The 25073-nt window shown below is 67.5% G+C and carries 21 protein-coding genes; 15 read left to right on the top strand and 6 right to left on the bottom strand.

Annotated features, from left to right (window positions below; all coding sequences use genetic code 11):
• Window positions 1-57 precede the first annotated feature (57 nt).
• From D0B54_RS12305 to D0B54_RS12290, 4 genes are all read left to right on the top strand, one after another.
• Entirely contained in the window at window positions 58-1083 is a 1026-nt protein-coding gene (locus D0B54_RS12305; RefSeq protein ID WP_117291611.1) for a DUF72 domain-containing protein, read from the top strand.
• A 176-nt stretch (window positions 1084-1259) separates the two neighbouring features.
• Window positions 1260-2966: an alkaline phosphatase D family protein gene (locus tag D0B54_RS12300; RefSeq protein WP_117291610.1), complete on the top strand. Its 1707-nt coding sequence runs from the start codon at window positions 1260-1262 to the stop codon at window positions 2964-2966.
• A gap of 361 nt (window positions 2967-3327) precedes the next feature.
• Window positions 3328-5520, top strand: coding sequence for a peptidase M19 (locus tag D0B54_RS12295; protein ID WP_162932380.1), 2193 nt, complete (start codon window positions 3328-3330; stop codon window positions 5518-5520).
• Complete coding sequence (locus D0B54_RS12290) at window positions 5520-6995, top strand: hypothetical protein (protein ID WP_117291608.1); 1476 nt, start codon at window positions 5520-5522, stop codon at window positions 6993-6995. The genes D0B54_RS12295 and D0B54_RS12290 overlap by 1 nt, the downstream gene beginning before the upstream one ends.
• A 134-nt stretch (window positions 6996-7129) precedes the next feature.
• Here the strand turns inward: D0B54_RS12290 and D0B54_RS24300 are convergent, their stop codons facing one another.
• Window positions 7130-8155 carry an AraC family transcriptional regulator gene (locus tag D0B54_RS24300; RefSeq protein ID WP_162932379.1) on the bottom strand — a complete coding sequence of 342 codons (1026 nt, stop codon included), beginning with the start codon at window positions 8153-8155 and terminating at the stop codon, window positions 7130-7132.
• Window positions 8156-8257: 102 nt separating this feature from the next.
• Between D0B54_RS24300 and D0B54_RS24295 the strand changes: the two genes are divergently transcribed.
• From D0B54_RS24295 to D0B54_RS24290, 3 genes are all read left to right on the top strand, one after another.
• Window positions 8258-9043, top strand: coding sequence for a DUF1295 domain-containing protein (locus D0B54_RS24295; RefSeq protein WP_162932378.1), 786 nt, complete (start codon window positions 8258-8260; stop codon window positions 9041-9043).
• Window positions 9044-9196: 153 nt separating this feature from the next.
• Complete coding sequence (locus D0B54_RS12275) at window positions 9197-9580, top strand: hypothetical protein (protein WP_117291606.1); 384 nt, start codon at window positions 9197-9199, stop codon at window positions 9578-9580.
• A 60-nt stretch (window positions 9581-9640) separates the two neighbouring features.
• On the top strand, window positions 9641-9916 hold the full coding sequence (locus D0B54_RS24290; RefSeq protein WP_162932377.1) for a hypothetical protein: 276 nt from the start codon (window positions 9641-9643) through the stop codon (window positions 9914-9916).
• On the opposite strand, the gene D0B54_RS12270 is transcribed toward D0B54_RS24290, so the two are convergent.
• Both D0B54_RS12270 and D0B54_RS12265 read right to left on the bottom strand, forming a co-directional pair.
• Window positions 9852-10142 carry a hypothetical protein gene (locus D0B54_RS12270; RefSeq protein WP_117291605.1) on the bottom strand — a complete coding sequence of 97 codons (291 nt, stop codon included), beginning with the start codon at window positions 10140-10142 and terminating at the stop codon, window positions 9852-9854. The genes D0B54_RS24290 and D0B54_RS12270 overlap by 65 nt on opposite strands.
• The gene (locus D0B54_RS12265) at window positions 10142-10552 is read right to left on the bottom strand and encodes a hypothetical protein (protein WP_117291604.1); all 411 of its coding nucleotides are present in this window, start codon (window positions 10550-10552) and stop codon (window positions 10142-10144) included. The genes D0B54_RS12270 and D0B54_RS12265 overlap by 1 nt, the downstream gene beginning before the upstream one ends.
• Window positions 10553-10771: 219 nt before the next feature.
• Here D0B54_RS12265 and D0B54_RS12260 point away from each other — a divergent pair, with 219 nt between their 5' ends.
• The gene (locus D0B54_RS12260; protein WP_117291603.1) at window positions 10772-11902 is read left to right on the top strand and encodes an aminotransferase class V-fold PLP-dependent enzyme; all 1131 of its coding nucleotides are present in this window, start codon (window positions 10772-10774) and stop codon (window positions 11900-11902) included.
• Window positions 11903-11909: 7 nt separating this feature from the next.
• Here D0B54_RS12260 and D0B54_RS12255 read toward each other — a convergent pair whose 3' ends face one another.
• A complete protein-coding gene (locus D0B54_RS12255) occupies window positions 11910-12920 on the bottom strand; it encodes an AraC family transcriptional regulator (protein ID WP_117291602.1) in 1011 nt (336 codons plus the stop codon).
• A gap of 226 nt (window positions 12921-13146) precedes the next feature.
• Here D0B54_RS12255 and D0B54_RS12250 point away from each other — a divergent pair, with 226 nt between their 5' ends.
• Both D0B54_RS12250 and D0B54_RS12245 read left to right on the top strand, forming a co-directional pair.
• A complete protein-coding gene (locus tag D0B54_RS12250; RefSeq protein WP_117291601.1) occupies window positions 13147-14829 on the top strand; it encodes a GMC family oxidoreductase in 1683 nt (560 codons plus the stop codon).
• 10 nt (window positions 14830-14839) lie between these two features.
• Window positions 14840-15511 (top strand): nitroreductase, encoded by a 672-nt coding sequence (locus tag D0B54_RS12245; protein WP_117291600.1) that lies wholly within the window; start codon window positions 14840-14842, stop codon window positions 15509-15511.
• Between the two features lie 91 nt (window positions 15512-15602).
• Here D0B54_RS12245 and D0B54_RS12240 read toward each other — a convergent pair whose 3' ends face one another.
• Entirely contained in the window at window positions 15603-17303 is a 1701-nt protein-coding gene (locus tag D0B54_RS12240) for a putative bifunctional diguanylate cyclase/phosphodiesterase (protein ID WP_117291599.1), read from the bottom strand.
• 481 nt (window positions 17304-17784) lie between these two features.
• Here D0B54_RS12240 and D0B54_RS12235 point away from each other — a divergent pair, with 481 nt between their 5' ends.
• From D0B54_RS12235 to D0B54_RS12215, 5 genes are all read left to right on the top strand, one after another.
• Window positions 17785-18513, top strand: a complete 729-nt coding sequence (locus D0B54_RS12235; protein WP_162932376.1) for a hypothetical protein — start codon at window positions 17785-17787, stop codon at window positions 18511-18513.
• A gap of 122 nt (window positions 18514-18635) precedes the next feature.
• Window positions 18636-21206 (top strand): efflux RND transporter permease subunit, encoded by a 2571-nt coding sequence (locus tag D0B54_RS12230; RefSeq protein WP_162932375.1) that lies wholly within the window; start codon window positions 18636-18638, stop codon window positions 21204-21206.
• A complete protein-coding gene (locus D0B54_RS12225; protein ID WP_117291597.1) occupies window positions 21203-22369 on the top strand; it encodes an acyl-CoA dehydrogenase in 1167 nt (388 codons plus the stop codon). Before D0B54_RS12230 ends, D0B54_RS12225 begins: the two co-directional genes overlap by 4 nt.
• A gap of 94 nt (window positions 22370-22463) precedes the next feature.
• On the top strand, window positions 22464-23171 hold the full coding sequence (locus D0B54_RS12220) for a c-type cytochrome (RefSeq protein ID WP_117291596.1): 708 nt from the start codon (window positions 22464-22466) through the stop codon (window positions 23169-23171).
• Window positions 23168-24454, top strand: a complete 1287-nt coding sequence (locus D0B54_RS12215) for a c-type cytochrome (protein WP_117291595.1) — start codon at window positions 23168-23170, stop codon at window positions 24452-24454. The genes D0B54_RS12220 and D0B54_RS12215 overlap by 4 nt, the downstream gene beginning before the upstream one ends.
• 16 nt (window positions 24455-24470) lie before the next feature.
• Here D0B54_RS12215 and D0B54_RS12210 read toward each other — a convergent pair whose 3' ends face one another.
• Entirely contained in the window at window positions 24471-24779 is a 309-nt protein-coding gene (locus D0B54_RS12210) for a hypothetical protein (protein WP_117291594.1), read from the bottom strand.
• Window positions 24780-25073 lie beyond the last annotated feature (294 nt).

Genomic DNA, 25073 nt, shown 5'->3' with positions numbered 1-25073 from the left:
AAAAAGAGCCCGCGCAAGCGGGCTTTTTTCGTTTGAACAGAGCGCTAGTATTCCTGCATGCCAGATTCCCTGTTCCCGGATCTCGATCCGCCGCCGGTCTCACCCCCACCACCGCCTGCGCCCAAGCGTGGCGCCAAGGTGCAGCCGGCCGCGCATGACCCCGCGCTGCGAACCCTGGCCGCCGCGCTGCCGCCCAAGCTGCGCCTGGGCACCTCGTCCTGGACCTATGCCGGCTGGGTCGGCACGGTCTGGGACCAGGACTATCCCGATTCGAAGCTGTCGAAGTACGGGCTGGGGGCCTACGTGCAGCACCCGCTGTTCCGTACCGTGAGCCTGGACCGCGCCTTCTACCGGCCGCTGGACCTGGGGCAATACGGCGCCTACGCCACACAGGTGCCGGAGGACTTCCGTTTCGTGGTCAAGGCGCCGAGCCGGGTGGCGGACGCCATGGTTCGCGACGAGTCCGGCCGCGGCATGCAGATGAACGCGGAGTTCCTCGACCCGTCCCTGGCGCTGCGCAGCTTCGTGGAGCCGGCCACGGAGGGGCTGGGGTGCAAGCTCGGGGCCCTGGTGTTCCAGCTGAGTCCCCTGCCGGGGCAGCTGCTGCTGCGGATTCCCGACCTGGTGGATGCCCTCTACCAGCTGCTGCGCAGCCTGCCGAAGACCCCGGGCGTGGCGGTGGCCGTGGAAGTGCGCGACCGGCAGTGGCTGACGCCGGAATTCGTGGCGGCCCTGAGGGCGACGGGCGCGACCTACTGCATGGGCCTGCACGCCAAGATGCCGCGCATCGACGAGCAGCTGCCGATCCTGCGGGCGCTGTGGCCGGGGCCGCTGGTCTGCCGCTGGAACCTGAATCCCCTGCATGGCGCTTTCGGCTACGAGGACGCGCGTCGGCAGTACGAGCCCTACGATCGCCTCCAGGATCCGGACCTGGAGACCCGTGCGGCGCTGGCGAAGCTGGTCGCCGGAGTGACGGGGAGGGGCCAGCCGGCCTATGTCACGGTGAGCAACAAGGCCGAGGGTTCGGCGCCGCTGTCGGTGCTGGCCCTGGCCGAGGCGCTTCGGGCGGCGGGACCTGCTTAGCAAATTCGCCTCAGTGGCTTCGCCTTTGCGGCCGCATCCCTCTAATGTGATGCATTAGAGGTTCGTTTCACTAAATGGCAGTCCCCTCTCCCGCAAGCGGGAGAGGGGTATTTATTCAACGAACTTCTGAGACACCACACTAGCATCGCCGGGCCAACTTTCCCCCCCCCGCTCCCATGGCCAAGACCCCCAACTCCGCCGGATCACCGCTGACCCTTTCGCGCCGTCAGCTGCTGGCCCTCATGGCCGGCCTGGGCGGGGCCGGGCTGCTGCCCGGCTGCGGCAGCTCCGCGCCGGTGGCGGGCGGGGAGGGGGCCGCGGGCGGCGAACAAGTACCGCGCGCAGTGCCTTCTGTGGTGGCGCTGCCGCCGCTGGGCAGCGGCGAAGCCTCCGCGGTGTTTCCCTGTTCCCTGGCCAGTGGCGACCCCACGCCGCACGGCGCCGTGCTGTGGACGCGCCTGGCGCCGGAGGCACTGCGCAGCGGCGAGGACCTGTTGTGGCAGCTGGCGGAGGACGAGGCCTTCACCCGCCCGGTCGCGGCCGGTGCGCTGCCGGCCTCGCGCCTGTCCGCGCAGCAGGACTACACGCTCAAGCTCGACACCGACGGGTTGCTGCAGCCCAACCGCTTCTACTGGTACCGCTTCGCCCATGACGGCGTCTCCAGCCGTGCCGGGCGCCTGCGCACCCTGCCGCTGCCGGAACAAGACCTGTCCAGCCTGCGCCTGCTGGTGACCTCCTGCCAGGACTACACCCTGGCCTGGTTCCACGCCTTCGGCGAAATGGCGCGGGCCGAGGCGGACTATGTCGTTCACCTGGGCGACTTCATCTACGAAAGCGCCATCTCGCCGCTGCGCCGCATCGCACTGCCCTCCGGTGGCTCCTACGCCAGCACGCGCGAGGACCTGTTCACGATCTACCGCACGCACCGCGGCGACGCGAACCTGCGCGCCCTGCTGGAGCGGCACACGCTGCTGGCGACCTTCGACGATCACGAGTTCGCCAACGATCTCTACTTCGACGGCGAGCGCCCGCGCGGCCCCGGCCACCCGCTGGACGAGGATCCGGTGGCGATGAGCGCCTATGTGCGCGAGGCGCTGGATGCCTGGTACCGCTACCTGCCGGTGCGCGTTGCCTACCGCCCCGCTGCGGCCTTTCCCGACGTGCTCGAAGCCGAGCGCAGCTTCCGCTTCGGCCGGCTGGTGGAACTGGCGCTGACCGAACTGCGCATGCACCGCAGCCCCCATCCCTGCGGCGAGGGCAACCTGGGCCAGCGCCAGCTGGTGCTGGAGAGCGAGTGCGCCGCACGCGACGAGGCCGGCCGCACGATGCTGGGCGCGGCGCAGAAACGCTGGCTGCTGGATACGCTGCGCGGCAGCGCGGCGCAGTGGCGGGTGCTGGGCCTGCCGGTGCCGTTCTCGCCGATCCGCATCGCGCAGGCCCCGCCCGCGGTCTACGAGACCGACCACTGGGACGGCTACACCGCCGAGCGCGCGGAACTGCTGGCGGCCCTGAAGGGCACGCCCAACCTCGTGGTACTGGCCGGCGACCTGCACGCCTTCGGCGCCGCCACCCTGCGCGACGGCTATCCGGATGGCCCGGCCGTGGGCACCGAGTTCATCACCAGCTGTGCCGCCGCGACGCCGATCGCCACGCTCAATCCGCCGGCCAACCTGTTCCTGCAGGCGCCGAACATCACCGCCAACAATCCGCATTTCTCGCACTGGGACGGCACGCGCAACGGCTGGCTGGAGGTGGAATTCACCCCGGAGCGCTGCACGGTGGCGATGCGCGGCCTGCTGGCCCAGCTGCCCCTGGCCAATCCTTCGCTGGAACTGGCGCGCTTCGAGGTGCCGGCGGGCTCGCCTGTGCTGACAAGGCTTTGAAGGCTAGGGCCTGTCACCCATTCCCCGGTCGCTGCGATGCCCCCGTATTTGCCGCCAGGCAAGGCGCGAGGAGGTCGCTTATCGGGAATAAGAGACTGACGAGCAACACAGCATGGCGGCAAAGACGGGGGCACCCGAAGGGCGGGACCGCCTGGGCGCAGGGCGGCGTCCCGAGTCGCTGATGTACATCAAGTACACGGCGCGCCTCGGGACATAGCCCTGCACCCAGGCGGCCTCCGTCGCAGCGATCGGGGAATGGGTGACAGGCCCTGAGTCTTTTCTACCCTAGATCAACAGGGCACCGGGGACTTAGGATCGGCTCTTCATGATCCGGTAATAAAACGGACGGGGAGACAAGGTCTTGGCTTCACACAAATCGGCGGCATTGGCGGTACTGGCACTGGCAACCCTGGGGGGCTGCGGCAATTCCAGCCCGGTCAGCGGCGACAATGGCGCGGGCAATCCCGCGGCGAATGCGGCGCCGAAGACGCGCTACGACCTGGCCAACCACTGCTACGTGCTGAAGTCGGCCGGCAACAGCTACATCCAGCGCGACGGCGCCGGCTACTCCGCCACCGCGGCCGACGCGGCCTCCGCCGAGCACTTCTACATGAAGCCCACGGCCCTGGGCCGCTACCTGTTCCATGCCAAGGATGCGGCGATCCTGACCACCGACGGCGGCGGGGTGGGCACCGTGACCCGCGCGGTCGACGGCTCCGACTGGACCATCGACACCACCGCGCCGGGCCAGTACACGGTGAGCTCGGCCTCGGCCGGCCAGGCGCTGGCCACGGACAGCGCCGGCAAGCTGGTGATGGCCGCCGCGCCCTCGACCTTCAACTTCGTGCCGGCGAGCGGCTGCACCGCCTACCCGGAGATCAGCGACGACGTCGTCGGCCAGACCTACAGGGGCAGTGGCATCAACAAGCCCGTGGTCGGCTTCGCCGAAGTGCACACGCACATGGCGATGGGCCACGAAATGTCGGACGGCACGCATCCGGTCGGCCCTTCCGCCGGCGGCGTGATGTACGGCCAGATGTACAACCGCTTCGGCGCACCGGAGGCCCTGGACAACTGCGAGGCCTATCACGGCCCCAACGGCATCCGCGATCCCGAGGCCCTGATCCTCGACCTGACGCCGCTGGTGACGCACGACACCCAGGGCTGGCCCGACTTCGTCGACTGGCCGGCGTACCAGTCGCAGCTGCACCAGGCCATGTACTACAAGTGGGTCGAGCGCGCCTGGAAGGCCGGCCTGCGCGTGATGGTCTCGGAGGGCACCAACATCGCCGCGCTCTGCGAGGTGGCCCGCATCTACATGACCACGGTCAGGCCGGAAGCACCGACCTACGACTGCAACGACATGAACCTGGGCATCGGCCAGGTAAAGTACCTCAAGACCCTGCAGGACTACGTCGATGCACAGGAAGGCGGCCCGGGCAAGGGCTGGTTCCGCATCGTCGGCAGCCCGGCCGAGGCGCGCCGGGTGATCAACGACGGCAAGCTCGCCGTGGTGCCCGGCCTGGAGTTTTCCAACCTGTTCAACTGCACGACCAAGTCGGTGCTGGGCCTGGGCGAGCAGGTGGGCTGCACCCGGGAAGACATCGACCGCCAGATCGACGAGGTCTACGCCCTGGGCGTGCGCGAGCTGTTTCCGTACCACGACGTCGACAGCGCATTGGGCGGCACCGGCATCTTCGACGGACTGGTGCTGAACCTGGTCGGCTTCTGGGGCACGGGTCACTTCTGGGATACCTACGACTGCCCGGATGGCGGCGAAGGCGAGACCTACTTCTACGACGCCGGCGCCAGGATGACCACGGCGATCCCCGGCACCGGCAACGATCCGCTGACGCAGATCGTGCTCGGCACGCTGGGCGGCACGGTGCCGCTGTACCCGCCGGACAAGCGCCAGTGCAACGCTCGCGGCATGACCGAGCTGGGCCGCTACACGGTGCAGAAGCTGATGGACAAGAAGTTCATCCTCGACATCGACCATGCCGAGCTGTCGATCAAGCAGGACATGATCGACATGGCCAAGCAGCAGACCCCGACCTATCCGCTGATCTCTGCCCATGGCGGTCATGGCGGCATCTCGGTGCAGCAGGCCCGCGACATCCTCGCGCTGGGCGGCCTGATCTATCCCTTCAAGCCCAACGGCAAGGGTCACGTCGAGTTCATCCAGAAGCTCAAGCCGATCTGGCCGGCGGGCAAGCCGATGGCGGTGGGCTACGGCATGGACGCCAACGGCATTGCCGACCGCGCCGGTCCGCGGGGTGCCGGCAGCACGCCGCTGCAGTACCCCTTCACCCTGTTCAAGGGACCGGAGTGGGGTCCGCAGTTCAAGGGCATCGCGCCGCTGAAGTTCAATCTGCAGACGGTTCCGGAGAGCGGCAAGACCTGGAACATCGACGAAGTGGGCACGGCCCACTACGGCATGGTCGCCGACTACGTCGAGGAGATCCGTCTCGAGGGCGGGCGTGAGGGCCTGGACGCGCTCTACAACTCGGCCGAGGCCTACATCCAGATGTGGGAGAAGACGGTCAACCGTTGATGTCCCTGCGTAGCCGCCGGAGATTCACCAGCGCCGCCATCCTGGCGGCGCTTTTCATTCCCTGCGCCGCGCAGGCGCATTCCTTCGGCCGGATGTACAACCTGCCGGTGCCCTTGTGGATGTACCTCTACGGCGCCGCGGCTGCCTTGCTGCTGTCCTTCTTGGTGGTGGGCTACTTCGTCACGGTGTCGGCCGCCACGGCCTCGCGGCCGCCGCGCGACATCAGTGACGGCATCGCGGCCAGGCTGTTTCGTCGCATGCTGCCCTGGCTGCAGGGCCTGAGCCTGCTGTGCCTGCTGCTGTGCCTGGCCACCGGCTTCTTCGGCAGCCGCGACCCCTACCGCAACTTCAGCATGACCTTCGTCTGGGTCGTGTTCCTGCTCGGCTTCAGCTACCTCTGCGCGGCGGCGGGCGATCTCTATGCGCTGCTCAATCCCTGGCGGCTGATCGCGCGCGGCATCGGCCGCGTGTTTCCCGGCTACGAGCGCGGGCGCCTGGCCTATCCGCCGGCGTTGGCCTACTGGCCGGCGCTGGGTTTCTACATGGCGCTGATCTGGCTGGAGCTGTTCTTCCACGTGCGGCCGTTCTCGCTGGCGCTGCTGCTGCTGATCTACAGCGGCATCAACCTCGCCGGTGTCTGGCTGTTCGGCTCGGCGGCGTGGTTCCGCTATTGCGAATTCCTCGCGGTGTTCCTGCGCCTGGTGGCGCGCATGGCACCGCTGGACTATCGCCCCGCGACACGGCCCGGCGAGCGCGGCCGCCTGCTGCTGCGCGCGCCCTTTACCGGCCTGCTGCAGGAACGTGCCGAGCACTGGAGCCTGCTGCTGTTCATCCTGTTCATGCTCTCGTCCACCGCCTACGACGGCCTGCATGTGACGCGGCCCTGGTACATGCTGTTCTGGGGCGATTCCACCGGCCTGCTGCGCGAGTGGCTGGGGCAGTCGCCGATCTACCTGTTCGTGCAGCTGCGGCCCTGGTACCTGGCCTACGAAACCCTGTGCCTGCTGCTGTCGCCGTTCCTGTACCTGGCGGTGTACCTGTTCTTCATCGCCCTGGCCAAGGCACTGACGCGCAGCCCGCATTCGATGAAGCACCTGGCCCTGGCCTTCGCCTTCTCGCTGCTGCCGATCGTGCTGGTCTACAACATCACGCACTACTACACGCTGATCCTGACCCAGGGCGTGAAGATCTTCAGCTTGCTGTCCGATCCCTTCGGCTGGGGCTGGAACCTGTTCGGCACCGCGGGCAGGTTCCGCGCGCCGTTCCTGCCGGAGATGGGCCTGGTCTGGCACACGCAGGTGGGGCTGATCCTGTTCGGTCACATCGTCAGCGTGTACCTCGCGCACGTCGAGGCACTGCGCCTGTTCCCGGGGCGCGGCAAGGCGGTGCTGAGCCAGTTGCCGATGCTGGTGCTGATGATGCTGTTTACGGTGGCGGGGTTGTGGATCCTGGTGCAGCCGATTTCGCCTGGGTGATCTGCCGCGCTTTGGCGATGCCTAAATGGCATCGCCTGCGGCGGATCACGGCCGGCCATGGATGGCCGGCCAGGGGCTAGATCAGGAAGTGAAGTCCCGCCATGGATGGCAACCCCGCTGGTGGCAGAGAGGGTCTACTGCTGGCTGCGATACTGCCCCGGCGTCTTCCCCGTCCAGCGCTTGAATGCCTGCTGGAACGTGCTCTGCTCGGTATAGCCCAGCAGGAAGGCGATATCCGCCAGCGTCACGCGTGGATCGCGCAGCAGGGTCTCTGCAATTCGCCGGCGCACGCGATCGAGCTCGGCGCGGAACGCAGTGCCTTCTTCCTCCAGGCGGCGGTGCAGGGTGCGCGTGGACAGGCGCAGCGCCGCGGCAGTTTCCGCCAGCGACACACGCCCCAGCGGCAGGCCGCGCGTCAGCACCGCATCCAGTTCCTGCAGGAAGGCGGACTCCGTTGCCAGCTCGCGCAGCAGGGTTTCTGCCTGCGCCTGGGCCAGCTGCTGCATGGCAGGGTCGGCCATCGCCACCGGCAGCTGCAGGTAGTCCACCGGGTGCGCCAGCTTGGTCTGCGCCTGGTCGAAATGCAGGCGGCCGCCGAACACGCGCTGGTAGATGCTGAGGTCCTGCGGGGCAGGGAACTGGAACCAGGCGTCCATGCGCAGTTCCGGCAGCCCGGTGAGCCAGCGACCCATGCCGGCACAGGCGGCCAGGCGGAACTGCGCGATCAGCGGGCTGGGCAGCGTGCCGTCGGTCCAGGACATGGGCACCTCCAGCTGGCCGTCTCGGATCACCGGCTCGGCGCCGCCGATGGCATGCAGCAGGCGCAGGTAGCGGCCGGCCTGGCGGATCGCCTCGCCGACCGTGGCACAGCTCATCAGCACGTGGCCCAGCAGGCCGAGCTGGCCGGGCTTGATGCCGGCACCGGCCTTGAGCGCCAGGTCGGGATCGCCGCTGACGTGGACCGCGCCCTCCATGATCGCAACCCATTCGGACAGGGGCATCTGCGTGCGGGCGTCGCTGGCGCGGATCTCGCGCAGGCGCTGCGGCGGCAGCAGGTCCTCGGGGGCAATGCCCATGAGCCGCAGCTGCTCCAGCAGCCCGGCACCGAAGCGCGCCGAAATCTGTCCGCCTGCTGCGCCGCTGCTGGGTTTTATCGTCATGGTGGCGAGATTTCCCAATGGAATGGCGATGCCTGTCAAGACGCGACCCCTGGCCGGCGCGAACAATGCTTCATCGTCCCCGGACCCCAGCAGGTGCATTGCATGAGCGCAGCCCAGTGGCATGAAGGTTTGCTGATCGGCTATTTCGCCGGTTCGCTGTTCGTGTTCTCCAGCCTGATGTTCGTGGCCAAGGCGGCCTATGGCCGCCACAAGGGCGACAAGACCGCCTGGTGGTGGGGCCCCGGCGTGCCGACGCGCTGGGCCTGGGTGGTGATGGAAGCGCCCTCCGCGCTGGGCTTCGCCGCGATCTACTTCATGGGCGACCGCGCGCTGGCGCCGGTACCGCTGATCCTGCTGGCGATGTGGCAGGCGCACTACTTCCATCGCAGCTTCGTCTATCCCTTCTTCCGCCGGGTGAAGCCGGGCGACACCACGCCGCTGCTGGTGCCGTTGCTGGCGTTCTGCACCAACATCGGCGTGTCCTTCCTCAATGCCGCAATCCTGTCCTGGTCGCAGATCGGGCAGGGCTACGAGCTGTCGTGGCTGGCCGATCCGCGCTTCCTGATCGGCGCCGCCATCTTCGCCACCGGCTGGCGCATCAATCGCAAGGCCGACGCCATGCTGGCGGCGCTGCGCAAGCCCGGCGAGACCGGCTACAAGGTCCCGCGCGGCTGGCTCTACGAGCGCATCAGCTGCCCCAACTACTTCGGCGAGTTCCTGGTGTGGACTGGCTGGGCCATCGCCACCTGGTCGACCGCCGGCGCGGTGTTCCTGCTGTGGACGCTGGCCAACCTGATGCCGCGCGCACTGGAGAATCACCGCTGGTATCGACGCACGTTCGCGGACTACCCGGTGCAGCGCCGCGCGGTGATTCCGGGCCTGATCTGACCGCCCGGCGGGAAGCGGGCGACAGGCTGCGCCCGCAGGCGCATACTGTCGCAGATGGTGCGGCGCCTTCGACTGCTGGCCGCCCATCCTTGTAACGCCCCCCAGATTCGCGACCTGGCTGACGTCCGCAGCCTTCGTGCATCTGGAGTCACCATGATCGTCCTCAACCTGTTGCTCAGCACCCTCAGCGGTGGTGGGCGCACATCCCGTTACGCCGACTTCGTCGTCGTTACCTTGCCGGCCATGTCCTTCGCCACCACGGCACAGGAATTCCAGCAGGTGCAGACCTGGGCGCGCTCGAAAACCTCGCTGGGCAACGTCCATCGCGATCGCACGTTCTTCGTCGGCCGTTTCGAGACGGTGCTGGCGCGCAGCGGCGGCGGCCTCGCCACCCGCGGCAGCCGCTCGATCCTGCAGCGCATCATCGCCGGCATGAAGCAGGGCGGCATGCAGATGGAAGAATGGTCCATTCCGCACAACATCAACGAAAGCGTCGAGGTCAAGCGACGTCCGGCGGCGCTCGATCCGGCTGCCTGAACCGAACTCAGCACAGTGGCCGTCTCAAGGACGGCCTACACCCAGGTAACGAAGGAACCCATGGACAAGAAGTTCGAAGTCGGCGACACGGTGGAATCGGTCGGCAGCAATATCCGCATGAAGGTCGAGGCGATCGACAAGCACGACGGCAGCATCACCTGCTCGTGGAAGCGCGGGCCGGCGGTGCATCGCAAGAAGTTCCTGCTCGAGGACCTGGCGCCCGGTACCGTGTCCGCCTTTCCCAATCCGGCGCGCGAAGGCGCGGGCCCGCCTAACGCTGCACGAGGCGCTCCGCGCCGATCATCGTTGCCTGCACGTGGGTCACCGTTACGCTGACCGGCAGGCCGGTAGAGAGATTGTTCCACGTGCAGCGACCGGTTGCCTCGAACGGTCCCTCGACCACATCACGCAGCCGCAACTCGCCCTCGTTGGTCTCGGCCACCGTGTAGCCCCAGTCGGTGACGACGGCAACACGTCGCTTGGCGACATTCAGGATGCGGACGTCCGCGCGCGGTGCCGCCGGCGCTCCCGGGGTGCTGGGCCGGCGGGCCGCGTTGACCATTACGGGCTGCGCCGCGCAGCGCGAGGAGGAATGGGAGGCGGCGGCTCGACGATGGGTGCCGGCGGCAGCACGTCGAGTATCGCCTGCGGAATGCGCCAGGCCTCCAGGTCCATCCCCTCGGTTCTCATGATGCCGGCCAGGCGCGCGATCTTGGGCATGGCGCCCCGCGTATCGCTGCCGCCGCTGACGGACGCAACCATGGTCTGCAACTGCGCCAGCATCTGCGCGCGGTCCTTGACCTCGTCGCCCGTGGTGTTGCGGCTGCGCGCCCAGCGCTGGGCATCCTGGAATTCCTGCTTGGTGGTGACCAGCGAGGCGTCCGGGAGGATCACAACCGCCATGTCGCCGAAGCGGCGGACACTGCCGCCACCCATGGCGACGGTGAACAAATCCTGGACATACGTGGCCATGCATTCCTCGGGAGGCAGTGTGCAACGTGAGCAGCCAGGAGTCCCCAAGGTCGCAGCTGTGCCAATGCCGGTGGCCTGACAGGGCCACGGTACGCTCAATTGTCACCCGGCGCCAGTCGGAAGGGCCTGCAGGGGTGGATTGCCTGAGGTCCGCCATGCCACCAGAATGGCCCGCCCGCGCTGCTGCGCGGACCCGATTCCCTTGCCTGGAGCATCCCGATGTCGCGTCACTTTCGTTCCGTGGATCCTGATGGTTTGCTCGAGTACTCGGTGGTCTTCAGCGACCGCGCCGTCAACCACATGTCGAAGCTGTTCCAGCAGGCGATGCGGGACATCTCCGCAACCCTGAAGGACGTCTACAAGGCCGAGGCGGTGGCCGTGGTGCCCGGTGGCGGTTCCTTCGGCATGGAGGCGATCGCGCGGCAGTTCGCGGGCGGCAAGAACTGCATGGTGATCCGCAACGGCTGGTTCAGCTACCGCTGGTCGCAGGTCTTCGAGATGGGCAGCATCCCGTCGCGCGAAACCGTCCTGAAGGCGCGCCAAGCCGTTGCCGGTCCGCAGGCGCCCTATGCGCCGGCACCGATCGAAGAGGTGGAGGAAGCGATCCGCCGCGAGCAGCCGGATCTGGTGTTTGCACCCCACGTGGAAACCGCCTCCGGCATGATCCTGCCGGACGACTACCTCCAGCGCGTGGCCGCGGCGGTGCATGCGCACGGCGGCCTGTTCGTGCTGGACTGCGTGGCTTCCGGCGCGATCTGGGTGGACATGCGCGCCTGCGGCATCGACCTGCTGCTGACCGCGCCGCAGAAGGTCTGGAGCTCCACGCCCTGCGCCGCCCTGGTCATGCTCAGCGCCGAGGCCAAGGCACGCATCGCGCAGACCCAGAGCAGCAGCTTTGCCGCCGACCTGAAGAAGTGGCTGCAGATCATGCAGGCCTACGAGGACGGCGGGCATGCCTATCACGCCACCATGCCCACCGAGGGCCTGCTGCGCCTGCGCGATTCGATGAACGACACGCTGGAATGCGGGCTCGAGACCTTGCGTGAATCGCAGTGGGCGCTGGGGCGCGGCGTGCGCGCGATGCTCGCGGAACTGGGCTATCCCAGCGTCGCCGCCGCCGGTTTCGAAGCCCCGGGCGTGGTGGTGTCGTACACCAGCGACGCCGAACTCAGCAATGCGAAGAAGTTCGTCGCGCTGGGCCTGCAGACGGCGGCCGGCGTGCCGCTGATGTGCGACGAGGGCGCCGACTTCCGCAGCTTCCGCGTCGGCCTGTTCGGCCTGGACAAGCTCAAGGACGTGGCCGGGACCGTCCAGCGCCTGCGGACGGCGGTGGAGCAGACCCGCGGCTGATGGGCTTCTACTGCGCTGCCGCTCCGCGCTGCGCTCCGGGCGTACTGCCGGTCCAGCGCTTGAAGGCGCGGATGAAGCTCGACGACTCGGAGAAGCCCAGCCGCAGCGCCACCTCTTCGACCGTCAGGCCCGCCGCCAGCCAGCCTTCCGCGAGCGTGCAGCGCACCTCGTCGGCGAGATCGCGGTACGAGGTGCTTTCGGCTTCGAGCCGGCGGCGCAGCGTACGCCCGGTGATGTGCAGTGCCGCAGCCAGCTGTTCGATGTCGGGCATGCGGTCATAGGTTTGCAGCAGGCGGTCGCGGACCTGTCCGGCGACGCCGCTGCGCGTGCGGCGCCGGTTGAGCAGCATGCGGCACTGTTCTTCGCACAGCCTCTGCGTCAGCGCATTGGCCTGCGGCAGGGGCAGGTCGATCAGCCGGATGTCCACGGCGATCAGGTTGTACCCGGCGTTGAACTCCGGCTCGACACCCACCAGCTGCGCATAATGGGCGGCGTGTGCGGGACGCGCCATGCGAAAGCACAGCCGCCGTACTTCCGGCGCACGTCCCAGCATCTCGTGGGCCAGGGCATAGGCTCCTCCGGCGATGCGCTCCAGCAGGAAGCCCCGCAGGTCGGCCGGGACGCCGCTGTCGTCGATCAGGATACGCAATTCCCGGCTGTCGCTCTCGAGGCGCACATCGCAGTAGGCGTAGGCCAGGTCGAGGTAACGCAGCATCAGCGACAGGGCATCGCGCAGCGTGGCGCTGCTGAGCATCGCGTAGCCGAGCGTGCCGTGCGTGCTGAGGCGCAGGCGCAGGCCGGCCTGCAGGCCCAGGCCCGGCACCTGCGGCAGTCGCTGCTGCAGATTGCGCATCACCTGCAGTTCCTGCGCGGCGCTGACCTCGCTGCCGGCATCGAACAGCTGCGCGGCGTCGAGTTGGGTGCCCTCCAGGCATTGCGCGGCGCTGAGGCCGTGTTCCGCCCCGATCTGCACGAACAACTGCACGCTGGCGGCAGCCCGGCGGATTCCCGGTTCCATGCTCCCTGTCCGTTTCGGTCTATCTTCTGTCCGGCGGGATCATAACAGTCCGGGCAGGGGCTCTTTAGTCTTGCAGCCAGCCCTGTCCGCGCCGATGCTGCGTGCCATGACGGGCATATCAGATCGGGATACGGCTGGAGGAGACCTGCATGTCGGCCGGATTGTGGAAAGTAAGCACCGCGATGTTGCTGGCGGCCACCCTGGAAGACATAAGGGCTGGATGCCAATGACCATGGAATACGACTACCTGATCGTCGGCGGCGGCTCCGCCGGCTGCGTGCTGGCCAATCGCCTCAGCGAAAGCGGCGAATATCGTGTCTGCCTGCTGGAAGCGGGACCGCGCGACTGGAATCCCTTTATCGCGATGCCCGCCGGCATCATCCCGCTGGTGCGCGGCTGGTTCTGCAACTGGAGTTTCTGGAGCGAGCCGCAGCAGCATCTCAACGGTCGCCGCCTGTACCAGCCGCGCGGCCGCACGCTGGGGGGTTCCAGCAGCATCAACGGTACGGTCTACACCCGTGGCCATCCGCGCGACTACGATCACTGGGCGGCCACCGGCTGCGACGGCTGGAGCTACGAGGACGTGTTGCCGTACTTCATCCGTTCCGAGAACCATGAACCCGACAGCGCGCCGGAGGACCGGCCGTTCCATGGCAAGGGTGGGCCGCTCAACATCGCCGTGCGCCGCGTCAACAATCCGCTGAGCCTGGCCTTCGTCGAGGCGGCGCAGCAGGCCGGCCACAAGCACAACCCGGACTTCAACGGCGCGCGTCAGGAAGGCGTGGGCCTCTACCAGGTGTTCCAGAAGGACGGCCAGCGCTGCAGCAATGCGCGCGCCTACCTCAGGTCCGCCGAATCCCGGCCCAACCTGACCGTGATCACCGGCGCGCAGGCCACGAAGCTGCTGATCGAGAAGCGCCGCGCGATGGGTGTGCAGTTTCGCCGTGGCGGCAAGGACCAGGAGCTGCGTGCGACGCGCGAGGTGATCCTCTGCGCGGGGGCCTTCCAGTCGCCGCAGTTGCTGCTGCTCTCCGGCATCGGGTCGCGCGCCGAGATGGAACGCCACGGTATCGAGTTGCAGCACGAGTTGCCGGGCGTGGGCGAGAACCTGCAGGACCATCTCGACGTGTTCGTGGAGACACGGGCGAAATCGCGCGTGGCGTTTTCCTTCCACCCGACGCGCTGGTGGAGCCTGCTGATCGCGACGTTCCAGTACCTGTTCCTGAAACGCGGCGAGCTGACCACCAACATGGGCGAGGCCGGCGGCTTCTACCGCTCCAGTCCACGCGAGCCGATTCCCGACATGCAGTGGCACATCCTGCCGACGATGAATGCCAAGCACGCGCTGGACCTGACGGGACCCTTCAAGTACTACGGCTACTCGGTGATGAGCTACGACCTGCGGCCGCTGTCGCGAGGACGGGTCAGCCTGCGCAGCGCCAACCCGCTGGCGCCGCCGCGCATCGATCCGAACTTTGCCTCGCAGGCGCGCGACGTCGATCGCCTGGTGGCCGGCGTGCGCGAGACGCGCCGCGTGCTGGCGCAGGCGGCCTTCGATCCGCACCGCGACGTGGAGGTCTCGCCAGGCGCCCATCTGCAAAGCGACGAGGAACTGCGCGAGTTCGTGCGCAGCACCGCCGAGGTGGCCTACCACCCGGTGGGCACCTGCAAGATGGGGCCGGCCAGCGATCCGATGGCCGTGGTGGATTCGCGCCTGCGGGTGCACGGCATCGCCGGCCTGCGCGTGGCCGACTGCTCGATCATGCCGACCGTGCCGGGCAGCAACACCAATGCCCCGGCGACCATGGTCGGCGAGAAGGCGGCGGCGATGATCGTGGAGGATGCCAAGGGTGGCGTGCTGATACAGGCCGAGGTCCTAGAATCAGCTACCGAACTGGCAGCAGCCTAGGAGATTTCCCATCAAGGTTTCAGAAGCCCTGGCGACACGGATCAGCTGTCGCGCCTTCCTCGACACCCCGGTGCCCGAGGAAAAAATCCGTGCCCTGCTGGAAGCGGCGAAGCAGTCGGCCTCCGGTGGCAACCTGCAGCCCTGGCACGTCTACGTGCTCACCGGCGAGCCGCTGCGCGAGTTCGTGGCGCTGATGGAGAAGCGCTGGCAGGCCAACCCGGGCGGCGAGGGCAGCGAGTACGACATCTACCCCAAGAACCTCGGCGACCCCTACCGCACGCGGCGCTTCGAGTGCGGCGAGGATCTCTACGCCACGCTGGGCATCCCGCGCGAGGACAAGCGCGGGCGCGTGATGCAGGTGATGCGCAACTTCCGTTTCTTCGATGCGCCGGTAGGTTTGTTCATCGCCGTCGACCGCCAGATGGGCATCGACCAGTGGATGGACATCGGCATCTTCCAGCAGAGCCTCATGCTGGCGGCACGCGAGCAGGGCCTGCATACCTGCCCGCAGGAAGCCTGGGCGATGTGGCACAAGACCGTGGCGGAATTCGTCGGCATGCCGCCGGAACTGATGCTCTGCTGCGGCATGTCGCTGGGCACCATGGACGAGTCGGCGCCGGTGAACAAGCTGCGCACGCGGCGCGCGGGGCTGGAAGAGTTCGCGACGCTCAAGGGGTTCTGAGGCAAAGGCCGTTCAGGAAAGGCCTCCCCATCTGAGAATGCGGAACTCCGTCATGCCGGCTTTCGCCGGTATGACCGGGCTTGAAGCCCGGTCAGTTGACCGTGGACATCGCCTTCTCGGCGATCTCCGGCGTCTGGCACCAGGTCATGAAGTCCGGCAGCGGCAGGGCGGGACTGAACAGGAAGCCCTGCATCATGTTGCAGCCCAGGCCGCGCAGCGTTGCCAGCTGCTCGCGGGTTTCCACGCCTTCGGCGACCACCTGCAGGCCCAGGTTGGCGGCAAGGCCCGTGGTGGCCTGCACGATCAGCTCATCCTTGCGGCTGCGGTTGACGCGCGAGACGAAGCTGCGGTCGATCTTGATCTTGTCCAGCGGGAAGCGATGCAGGTAGGCCAGCGAGGAATAGCCGGTGCCGAAGTCGTCCACCGACAGCGTGATGCCCATGGACTTGAGGCTGCGCAGCACGCGCGCGCTGTGGGCAGGGTTGCCCATCATCGTGCTTTCGGTCAGCTCCAGTTCCAGATTGGCCGGATCGGCCTCGATGTTCTCCAGGATGTGCTGGATGGAGTCCACCAGGCCCGGATCGTTGAGCTGACGCGCCGACAGGTTCACCGCCAGTTTCACCGGCGAGCCGCCACCATTCAGACGCCAGCTCTTGGCGTCTGACAGGGCCTTGGCCAGGCACCAGCCACCCATCGCACCGATGGCGCCGGTTTCCTCCGCCACCTGGATGAACTCGCCCGGCATCACCAGGCCGCGCGTCGGGTGCTGCCAGCGCATCAGGGCTTCGGCGCAGACCACGCGGCCGCTGCTCACGTCGAGCACCGGCTGGTAGTACACGCGCAGTTCCTCGCCCTGCACGGCACGGCGCAGCTGCGACATCAGCGCGGCGCGGCTGCGCACCTTCTCGGCGATCTGGCGGGTGTAGAACTGGAAGCCGTTGCCGGGGTTCTGGCGCGCATGGCTCAGCGCGGCCTGGGCATTGGCGAAGATTTCCTCGCAGGTACTGCCGTCCTGCGGGCAGGTCACGACACCGACGTTGACCGTCATGTCGAGTTCCTGGTCGTTGAGCGTGAACGGCCGCGACAGTTCGCCGATCAGGGCGCGGGCGCGCTGGTCGGCCAGCTCCACAAGGCGGGCGTTGTTGGGCATCTGCTGCGACACCACCGCGAACAGGGCACCGCCGACATAGAACAGGCGACCACTGTCGTCGGTGCAGGCGCGCAGGCGGCGCGCGGCGATGCGCAGGAATTCGTCGGCAGCGGCGGCACCCATCATGTCGCTGATGCCGGTGAGCTGGTCCAGGCCGATGTAGGTGACGATCAGCGCCTGGCCCTGGGCGCGCAGGTCCGGCCCCTCGGCATTGAGCAGGGCTTCCAGGCGGGCGCGGTTGGCCAGGCCGGTCAGGGAGTCATGGTGGGCGAGGTAGTCCCAGCGCTGCGCGCGGTCGCGGAACTCGCCCAGCGCGGAGGCCACGGCGCCGATCTCGTCACCGCGGTTTTCCGGCAGAGGCGTATCCCAGGAGCCGCGGATCAGGCCTTCGGCACCCTGCACCAGTTCGTCCAGCGGCCGCACGATGGACTGCACGAAGCCCAGGACCATGATGGCCACCAGCGTCAGTACGACACCGGCCACGATCAGGCCGATGACCCCGGCGACGCTGTCGCCGACCCAGGCCTGCAGCGCGTACACGGCCATCGGAGCGGCGGCGGTGAGGGCGACGGTGACCACGAGCAGGGTCAGCTTCCAGCGGACCGGAAGGTTGCGGCTGACTTTGGGGAGCAGGTCGGTCATCGGAGGGTGGGAGGAAGCGGCAGAGTCAGGAGCGCAAGCAAATCCGGGGCCACGCCCCTTGCGAATCCCACCGTCACTGACACGAACCCTCCTGTTGGCGCTGCGCGGAGCCGCGGTGGCGCTTGAGACGCTTGTTTGGCCGACAATGCAGCGGGATTCACCCAATACACCGCCGCCGGCGCGGGTACTCCCATGACCTGCATGGGGCGGCGCCGGAGGCTTGATTCAAGGAACCCCCCGATTGGGTGCAATGATACCGCGCAGGGGGCTTAGCTGACGAATGAGTCAGCTAGTAAGTTTGGCCCCAGGCAACTTTTGTCCCATACCAGGGTGTTTATTTGGGATTGCCCAAGATTATCGTCACATCGTGATGAAAATATTAAACTTTATATCGGCGGCGGGATCGTGCCGCTGCGACGCCCCCTTTTCCGGCGGTCATCCCATCGAGCCTGCCCACCCCATTTCCAGGAGCCACCCCGTCATGAAATTGCGCATCGTCCTTGTCGCTGCATTGCTGGGCCTTGCAGGCCTGGCGCAGGCCGAGCCGGTACGACCGGCGGCGCTGGACGCCTACCTCAAGGCACTCGCGGGGGTGGAGGCCGCGACGGCCCCGGTGTCGCTGGAGCCGCTCATGGCCGCGGCGCTTGCCGCCCAGGATGCCCTGATGGAGATCGAGGGCCTGGGCGACCAGGCCTGGCTCGAGCGGCTGGACGAGCCCGCCTATGGCCAGCTGCGCGCCGAGCTGCGCGGATTCACGCTGTCGCGCGGCTTCGATGTCTATGCCCAGCCCGATGCCGCCTTCCTGGATCGGCTGGCGCAGGTCCATGGCGGCGTGATGGACCGCGAGTTCTTCCGCCTCTACCGGGCCTACTGGAGCCCGGAACTGCTGCCGGCCTACCTCAGCCTGGGCAAGCGGCCCACTCCCTGCGTACGCTTCGGCGAAGGGGTGGTGGCGAAGCAGTACGAAGGCTGGCGCGGCTTCGCCCGCAAGTATCCGCAGGCCTATGCCGGCTTCACGCGCCAGACGCTGACGGACCTGGAAGAAGTGGTGGCACTCGGCGTCTGCACCTGCAGCGACGAGGCCAGCGTCAGCCGGGAACTGCGGGGTTTCGTGAAGCGCTTTCCCGATTCGCCGGTGGCGGGCAAGGTCCGCAGCCGCCTGGTCGAGCTGAAGGAGAACCCGACGATCCGCCCGGTGCTTTGCCGCTGATCGTCCCGGGCCCGCGCGACCGGAACGAAGCGGGGCTCGTAAGTACGGGTCACATCGTGCCAACATCGGCCACCCGGTCAGTGCCCGGGATATCAGAACGACTATAAGGTGGGGGAGAACAGATGCACGACGCGCGTGGGCGTTTTTCGCAGCTCTTTATCCGCGTGACCGAGCCGATCGTGTTCGGTCGCCGGCCGCGCACGCTGCTGGTGCTGGGACTGCTGACCTTGTTCATGGCCTGGCAGGCCTTCCACCTGCGCCCGGAAACCGGCTTCGAGAAGCAGCTGCCGCTGGGGCATCCGTACATCCAGGTGTTCAAGCAGTACCAGCGCGAATTCGGCGGTGCCAACCTGGTGCTGTTCGCCGCGGTGCAGAAGGAAGGCAACATCTACAACGCCGAGTACCTGCGCACGCTGCGCAGTCTCACCGACGCGGTGTTCTTCACCCGCGGCATGGACACGGCGCGCGTCAGCTCGATCTTCACACCCGACGTGCGCTACATCGAGGTGGTGGAAGACGGCTTCGCCGGCGGCAACGTGGTGCCGGCCGAATACGCCCCGACGCCGGAGATGTTCACGAAGATCCGCGAGAACGTGGCCAAGGCCAACGTCGTCGGTCGCCTGGTGGCCAACGACCAGGGCGGTGCGATGGTGTTCTCCGAGCTGCTGGAAACGGACCCGATCAGCAAGCAGCCGCTGGATTACGTGCGCATGGCGCACAAGATCGAGGACATCCGCGGCCGCTTCATGCAGCCGAAGATGTTCGAGTACAAGCTCAAGCATGACCTGGCGCCATTCAAGTCCGGCGACCTGATCCGCCTCGGCTACAGCAAGCTGCGCTGGCCGCTGTGGATGGAAAGCTTCGACATCGACCACACCGACGAGAACGGCGAGACGCGCACCCACGAGATTCCCGGTAACGCGCTGGTGGCCACCGAGGTGGCCAATCCCGACTACAACCCCAATGTCGACATCCACATCATCGGCTTCGCCAAGGTGGTCGGCGATATCTCCGACGCCACGCTGGAAGTGGTCGGCTTCTTCGGGTTGACGCTGCTGCTGACGCTGCTGCTGCTGTGGTGGTATTGCGGCTCGCTGCGCATCGCGCTGATTCCGCTGACCTGCTCGACCTTGGCGGTGGTCTGGGAACTGGGCTTCCTGCACCTGTTCGGCTTCGGCCTGGATCCGTTCGCGATCCTGGTGCCGTTCCTGGTGCTGGCGATCGGCGTTTCCCACGGCATCCAGATCACCAGCTTCTGGCTGTACGAGGTGGCCGACCATGGCCAGGACAGCTTCGAGGCCTCGCGCGCCACCTATCGCCGCCTGGTGATTCCCGGCATCTCCGCGGTGCTGACCAACGTGGTCGGCTTCGGCACGATCCTGCTGGTGCCGATCGGCATCGTCCAGGAAATGGCGATCAACGCCATGTTCGGCCTGGTGGCGATCATCGTCTGCAAGAAGATCCTGCTGCCCTGCCTGCTGTCCTACGCCACGCTGCCCGATCCGGTGCGTTTCCGCGAGCATCAGCGCCGCCGCGATGCAGTCTTCGCGCCGGTGTGGACCGCCATTTCAGCCATCACGCTCAAGCCGGTGGCCGCAGTGGTGCTGGTCATCTCCGTGCTGGTCTACGGCTGGGCCGAATGGGTGGGGCGCGATCTCGAGATCGGCGAACTGCACAACGGCGTGCCCGAACTGCGCCCGGATTCGCGCTACAACAAGGACACCGCGGCGATCGTGCGCGAGTTCTCCATCGGCGTGGACATCCTCAAGGTCGTAGCCGAGGCCCCCAAGGACAGCTGCATCGACAAGCATGCGATGAACCTCATCGACGACTTTGCCTGGCGCATGCAGAACACGCCGGGCGTGCAATCGACGCTGTCGCTGCCGCAGATGTCGCGCCTGGTGTTCGAAGCCTTCAACGAGAGCAACCCCAAGTGGCGCGTGCTGCCGCGCAACGCCGACGGCTTCGTCATCACCCTGCAGCCGATCCCGCCGTCCACCGGGCTGCTCAACAACGACTGCAGCGCGATCCCGGTGCTGATCTTCACCGCGGATCACAAGGCCGACACGATCGACGGCATCATCGCGGCGGTGAAGAAGTTCGAGGAGGAGCGGGGCCCGGACTCCCCGGTCAAGCTCAAGCTCGCCACCGGCAACGTCGGCGTCATGGCCGCCGCCAACGACGTGATCCGGGAAACCGAGCGGCCGATCCTGCTGTGGGTCTACCTGGGGATCGGCGTCTGCGTGTTCCTGTCGTTCCGCAGCTTCTCCGGCCTGATCTGCGTGCTGGTGCCGCTGGCGCTGGTCTCGGTGTTGTCCTACGCGGTGATGGTGTTCCTGCAGATCGGCGTCAAGGTCTCCACGCTGCCCGTCGCGGCCTTCGCCGCCGGCATCGGCGTGGACTACGGCATCTATATCTACAGCGTGCTCGAGGAATGCGTGAACAAGGGCATGACCCTGCGCAAGGCCTATGAGCAGACCCTGCACCAGACCGGCAAGGCGGTGCTGTTCACGGCACTGGCACTGGCGGCGAGCGTCTGCACCTGGCTGATGTCCGGCCTGCAGTTCCAGGTGGACATGGGCATCCTGCTGACGATCATGTTCCTCGCCAACGCAGTGGCGGCGGTGCTGCTGCTGCCGGCCTTCGCCGCGTTCCTGCTCAAGCCCCAGAAGCAGGAGGAGGGGGCCGCTTGAGCGGATTCCGCTGGGACGACGCGCTGCTGCTGGAGGACCAGCTCAGCGCCGAGGAAAAGCTGGCGCGGGACTCGGCGCACGACTGGTGCCAGTCCCGCCTCATGCCGCAGGTGCGCGATGCCCATCGCCACGAGCGCTTCGACCGGGCGATCGTGCGGGAGATGGGCGAGCAAGGTCTGCTCGGCCCGACGCTGCAGGGTTACGGCTGCGCCGGACTCAACTACGTCTCCTACGGGCTGGTCGCGCGCGAGGTGGAGCGCGTCGATTCCGGATACCGCTCGGTGATGAGCGTGCAGTCCAGCCTGGTGATGCACCCGATCCATGCTTACGGCTCGGAGGCGCAGCGGCAGAAGTACCTGCCGAAGCTGGCCAGCGGCGATTGGGTGGGCTGCTTCGGGCTCACCGAGCCGGACCATGGTTCCGATCCGGGCGGCATGCTGACGCGTGCACGCAAGGTGGACGGCGGCTACCGGCTGCACGGCAGCAAGACCTGGATCACCAATGCACCGATCGCGGACGTGTTCGTGGTCTGGGCCAAGGACGACGACGGCGCGATCCGCGGCTTCATCCTGGAGCGCGGCATGGCGGGCCTGGAGACGCGCAAGATCGAGGGCAAGTTCAGCCTGCGCGCCTCCCTCACCGGGCAGATCCTGATGGACGAGGTCTTCGTGCCGGGGGAACAGCTGCTGGCCGGCGTCAGCGGCCTCAAGGGACCCTTCGGCTGTCTCAACAAGGCGCGCTACGGCATCGCCTGGGGCGCGCTGGGTGCGGCGGAGTTCTGCTGGCAGGCCGCGCGCAACTACACGATGGAGCGCAAGCAGTTCGGCCGGCCGCTGGCCGCCACCCAGCTGGTGCAGCTCAAGCTCGTCAACATGCAGACCGAGATCAGCCTGGGCCTGCAGGCCTGCCTGCGCGTCGGCCGCCTGATGGACGAGGGCAGGGCGCAGCCCGAGATGATCTCGCTGATCAAGCGCAACAACGCCGGCAAGGCACTGGAGATCGCCCGCAGCGCACGCGACATGCACGGCGGCAACGGCATCTCCGACGAGTACCATGTGATCCGTCACCTGATGAACCTGGAATCCGTGAACACCTACGAGGGCACGCACGACGTCCACGCGCTGATCCTGGGGCGTGCGCAGACGGGGATCGCGGCGTTCTAGGCGAGCACTGGGACAATTTGACAGGCCCTGAAGACTGTCCGTCGACCGGCATCAGGCGTAGCATCCCGGCCGGTCGAAGAACGGAGCCCAGGTAATGTCGCGCATACCCCGGTTTGTGCTGCTGGCCTCGCTGCTGCTGTGGGGCTCGGCGCAGGCTGCCCCGCCGGAAGACAGCATCGCCCAGCGCCTGCTTCCCTGTGCCGCCTGCCACGGTGCCGAGGGCCGCGCCACCAGCGATGGTTTCTATCCGCGCATCGCCGGCAAGCCGGCCGGCTATCTCTATCACCAGCTGCTCAACTTCCGCGAAGGCCGCCGGCTCAACGCGCAGATGAGTTACCTGCTGGAGCGTCAGTCCGACGCTTACCTGCGCGAGATGGCGCAGTACTTCTCCGCGCTGTCGCTGCCGTACCCGGCACCGCAGCCGACCCAGGCCGATGCCGCGCGCCTGCAGCACGGCCTGCAGCTGGTGCGGCAGGGTGATGCCGCGCGTGGCGTGCCGGCCTGCAACGATTGCCACGGCCAGAAGATGACCGGCGTGGCGCCGGACATTCCCGGCTTGCTGGGCCTGCCCTACGACTACCTGGTCGCACAGTTCGGGGCCTGGCGCGAGGGTACGCGCCATGGCAAGGCGCCGGATTGCATGGCCGCGATCACGGCCAGGCTCAGCCCTGAAGACATCGGTGCCGTGGCCGCATGGCTGGCCGCGCAACCGATGCCGGCAGACCCGCACCCGGCCGCCAGCCTGCCCCAGGCGCTGCCGCTGGACTGCGGCAGTGTCGGCAGCAAGGAGGGCGTGCAATGAAGCGCCTCGTCCTTGCCGTGCTGCTGCTGGGCATCGCGCTGGCGGCTGCAGTGTCCTGGCTGGGCTTGCGCGCCGATCCCGGTGACTTGTCGGCAACCAGCCCCTTGCAACCGCCCACAGGCATCGCCGCCACCGAGCGCGGACGTTACCTGGTGCGCGTCGGCGACTGCATGGCCTGCCACACGCGCCAGGGCGGCGCCGACTACGCCGGCGGGCGGGCGATCCCGACGCCTTTCGGCACGTTCTACTCGCCCAATCTCACGCCGGACAACGAGACCGGCCTGGGCGAGTGGTCGGCCGACGATTTCTGGAAGGCGCTGCACGAAGGCCGCTCGCGCGACGGCTCGCTGCTGTACCCGTCGTTTCCGTACACCAACTACACCAGGCTGACCCGCGACGACAGCGATGCGATGTTCGCCTACCTCAAGGGCCTGCCGCCGGTAAGCGAGCCGCGGCGCGAGCACCGCCTGGAGTTTCCCTACAATTACCGCCTGCTGCTGGTGGGCTGGCGCGCACTGTTCTTCCGGCCGGGTGTGTACCAGCCGGACGGCGCGCGTGACGCGCAGTGGAACCGCGGCGCCTACCTGGTGCAGGGCCTGGGCCACTGCAGCGCCTGCCACGAGGCACGCAACGCACTGGGCGCCGTGCAGTCGCGCGACAACCCGGCCGGCGGGCTGGTGCTGAACTGGTACGCGCCCGCGCTGGCCGCGCCGGCAGAAGCAGGCGTGCAGGACTGGCCGCAGGAAGAGATCGTGGCCTTGCTGCGCGACGGCGTTGCGCCGCGGGCATCGACGCTGGGGCCGATGGCCGAAGTGGTCTACGAGAGCCTGCAGCACGCTTCCGCCGAAGATCTCGGCGCCATGGCGACCTACCTCAAGTCGCTGGCACCGACCCGGCCACCGGCCACCAGGGGCGTGATCCAGGTTCGGGCCCAGGCCGTGGATCACATGGCCAAGCGCGGCGCGGCGATCTACACGGAACATTGCGCCAACTGCCATGGTGAAGCGGGCGAGGGTGCCCCGCCGATGGCGCCTGCGCTGCGCGGCAACCGCGCCGTCACCATGGAATCTGCGGTCAACCCGATCCGCGCAATCCTGTTCGGCGGCTACGCCCCGGGCACTGCCGGCAACCCGCGTCCCTTCGGCATGCCGCCCTTCGGCAGCACCCTGAGCAACGAGCAGATTGCCGACGTGCTGACCTACACCCGCGGCGCCTGGGGCAACCAGGGCCGGCCGGTATCGGCGGCCGAGGTCGGGCTGAACCGACAGGGGCCGCTGTGGTGAACGGCAGGCACCGCGCTCAGGGTGCCACGGCAGGCCGCTTGTCGACGAAGAAATCCTGCCGCCGCTCGTACACATAGCCCTCGGTGCAGTGCAGGTAGCCCACGCTCCTGCGCTGCTCTACGGGATAGCGGTCCAGGCATTCCTTCTGCTTTGCCTGGTCGATCGTCACCACGCGCACTCTGTCATGCTTCGACGGGTCATAGGACTCCATCTCCACCGACGTCTGCAGGGTCCAGAGCAGCAGCAGCGCCAGGCCTCCGACGGCCAGCGCGCCCAGCAGGGGCAGGGCGTGTTCGGACAGCTTTGCCCGGAGGCGGGAAGTCATGGGCGAAGGGTGATTTGCCAGTCCAGCAGCGAGAACGACTCCAGGAACCGGGTCGCATGGGTATCCTGCCATTTCAGCGGCTCTGCCGGCAGCAGGACGTGCAGCGCGCTGATTCCTGTCGCCAATCGGCGGGGTTGATCGAACCTCCGGGAGGAAATGCCATGCCGATCCAATGCTTGGCGGAGTCGCGATGGGGGCTGGCGGGGACTCGGGCCTGATCAGGAAACCGTTTAAAAACAGCAACTTGATATTTCTTTGAAAAAAAGCTGTTGCGCCGACCCGAAAATCGCCTAT

The sequence above is a fragment of the Solimonas sp. K1W22B-7 genome (assembly GCF_003428335.1).
In the GTDB taxonomy this organism is placed as follows: domain Bacteria; phylum Pseudomonadota; class Gammaproteobacteria; order Nevskiales; family Nevskiaceae; genus Solimonas_A.
Note: the sequence above shows the minus strand (reverse complement) of the source record. Positions and strands in the feature narration are given on the sequence as shown.

Excerpts from the sequence above, each read along its gene's own strand:
- D0B54_RS12305 (WP_117291611.1), top strand. The coding sequence starts at position 58 with ATGCCAGATTCCCTGTTCCCGGATCTCGATCCGCCGCCGGTCTCACCC.
- D0B54_RS12300 (WP_117291610.1), top strand. The coding sequence starts at position 1,260 with ATGGCCAAGACCCCCAACTCCGCCGGATCACCGCTGACCCTTTCGCGC.
- D0B54_RS12290 (WP_117291608.1), top strand. The coding sequence starts at position 5,520 with ATGTCCCTGCGTAGCCGCCGGAGATTCACCAGCGCCGCCATCCTGGCG.
- D0B54_RS24300 (WP_162932379.1), bottom strand. The coding sequence starts at position 8,155 with ATGACGATAAAACCCAGCAGCGGCGCAGCAGGCGGACAGATTTCGGCG.
- D0B54_RS24295 (WP_162932378.1), top strand. The coding sequence starts at position 8,258 with ATGAGCGCAGCCCAGTGGCATGAAGGTTTGCTGATCGGCTATTTCGCC.
- D0B54_RS12275 (WP_117291606.1), top strand. The coding sequence starts at position 9,197 with ATGATCGTCCTCAACCTGTTGCTCAGCACCCTCAGCGGTGGTGGGCGC.
- D0B54_RS24290 (WP_162932377.1), top strand. The coding sequence starts at position 9,641 with ATGGACAAGAAGTTCGAAGTCGGCGACACGGTGGAATCGGTCGGCAGC.
- D0B54_RS12270 (WP_117291605.1), bottom strand. The coding sequence starts at position 10,142 with ATGGTCAACGCGGCCCGCCGGCCCAGCACCCCGGGAGCGCCGGCGGCA.
- D0B54_RS12265 (WP_117291604.1), bottom strand. The coding sequence starts at position 10,552 with ATGGCCACGTATGTCCAGGATTTGTTCACCGTCGCCATGGGTGGCGGC.
- D0B54_RS12260 (WP_117291603.1), top strand. The coding sequence starts at position 10,772 with ATGTCGCGTCACTTTCGTTCCGTGGATCCTGATGGTTTGCTCGAGTAC.
- D0B54_RS12255 (WP_117291602.1), bottom strand. The coding sequence starts at position 12,920 with ATGGAACCGGGAATCCGCCGGGCTGCCGCCAGCGTGCAGTTGTTCGTG.
- D0B54_RS12250 (WP_117291601.1), top strand. The coding sequence starts at position 13,147 with ATGACCATGGAATACGACTACCTGATCGTCGGCGGCGGCTCCGCCGGC.
- D0B54_RS12240 (WP_117291599.1), bottom strand. The coding sequence starts at position 17,303 with ATGACCGACCTGCTCCCCAAAGTCAGCCGCAACCTTCCGGTCCGCTGG.
- D0B54_RS12235 (WP_162932376.1), top strand. The coding sequence starts at position 17,785 with ATGAAATTGCGCATCGTCCTTGTCGCTGCATTGCTGGGCCTTGCAGGC.
- D0B54_RS12230 (WP_162932375.1), top strand. The coding sequence starts at position 18,636 with ATGCACGACGCGCGTGGGCGTTTTTCGCAGCTCTTTATCCGCGTGACC.
- D0B54_RS12220 (WP_117291596.1), top strand. The coding sequence starts at position 22,464 with ATGTCGCGCATACCCCGGTTTGTGCTGCTGGCCTCGCTGCTGCTGTGG.
- D0B54_RS12215 (WP_117291595.1), top strand. The coding sequence starts at position 23,168 with ATGAAGCGCCTCGTCCTTGCCGTGCTGCTGCTGGGCATCGCGCTGGCG.
- D0B54_RS12210 (WP_117291594.1), bottom strand. The coding sequence starts at position 24,779 with ATGACTTCCCGCCTCCGGGCAAAGCTGTCCGAACACGCCCTGCCCCTG.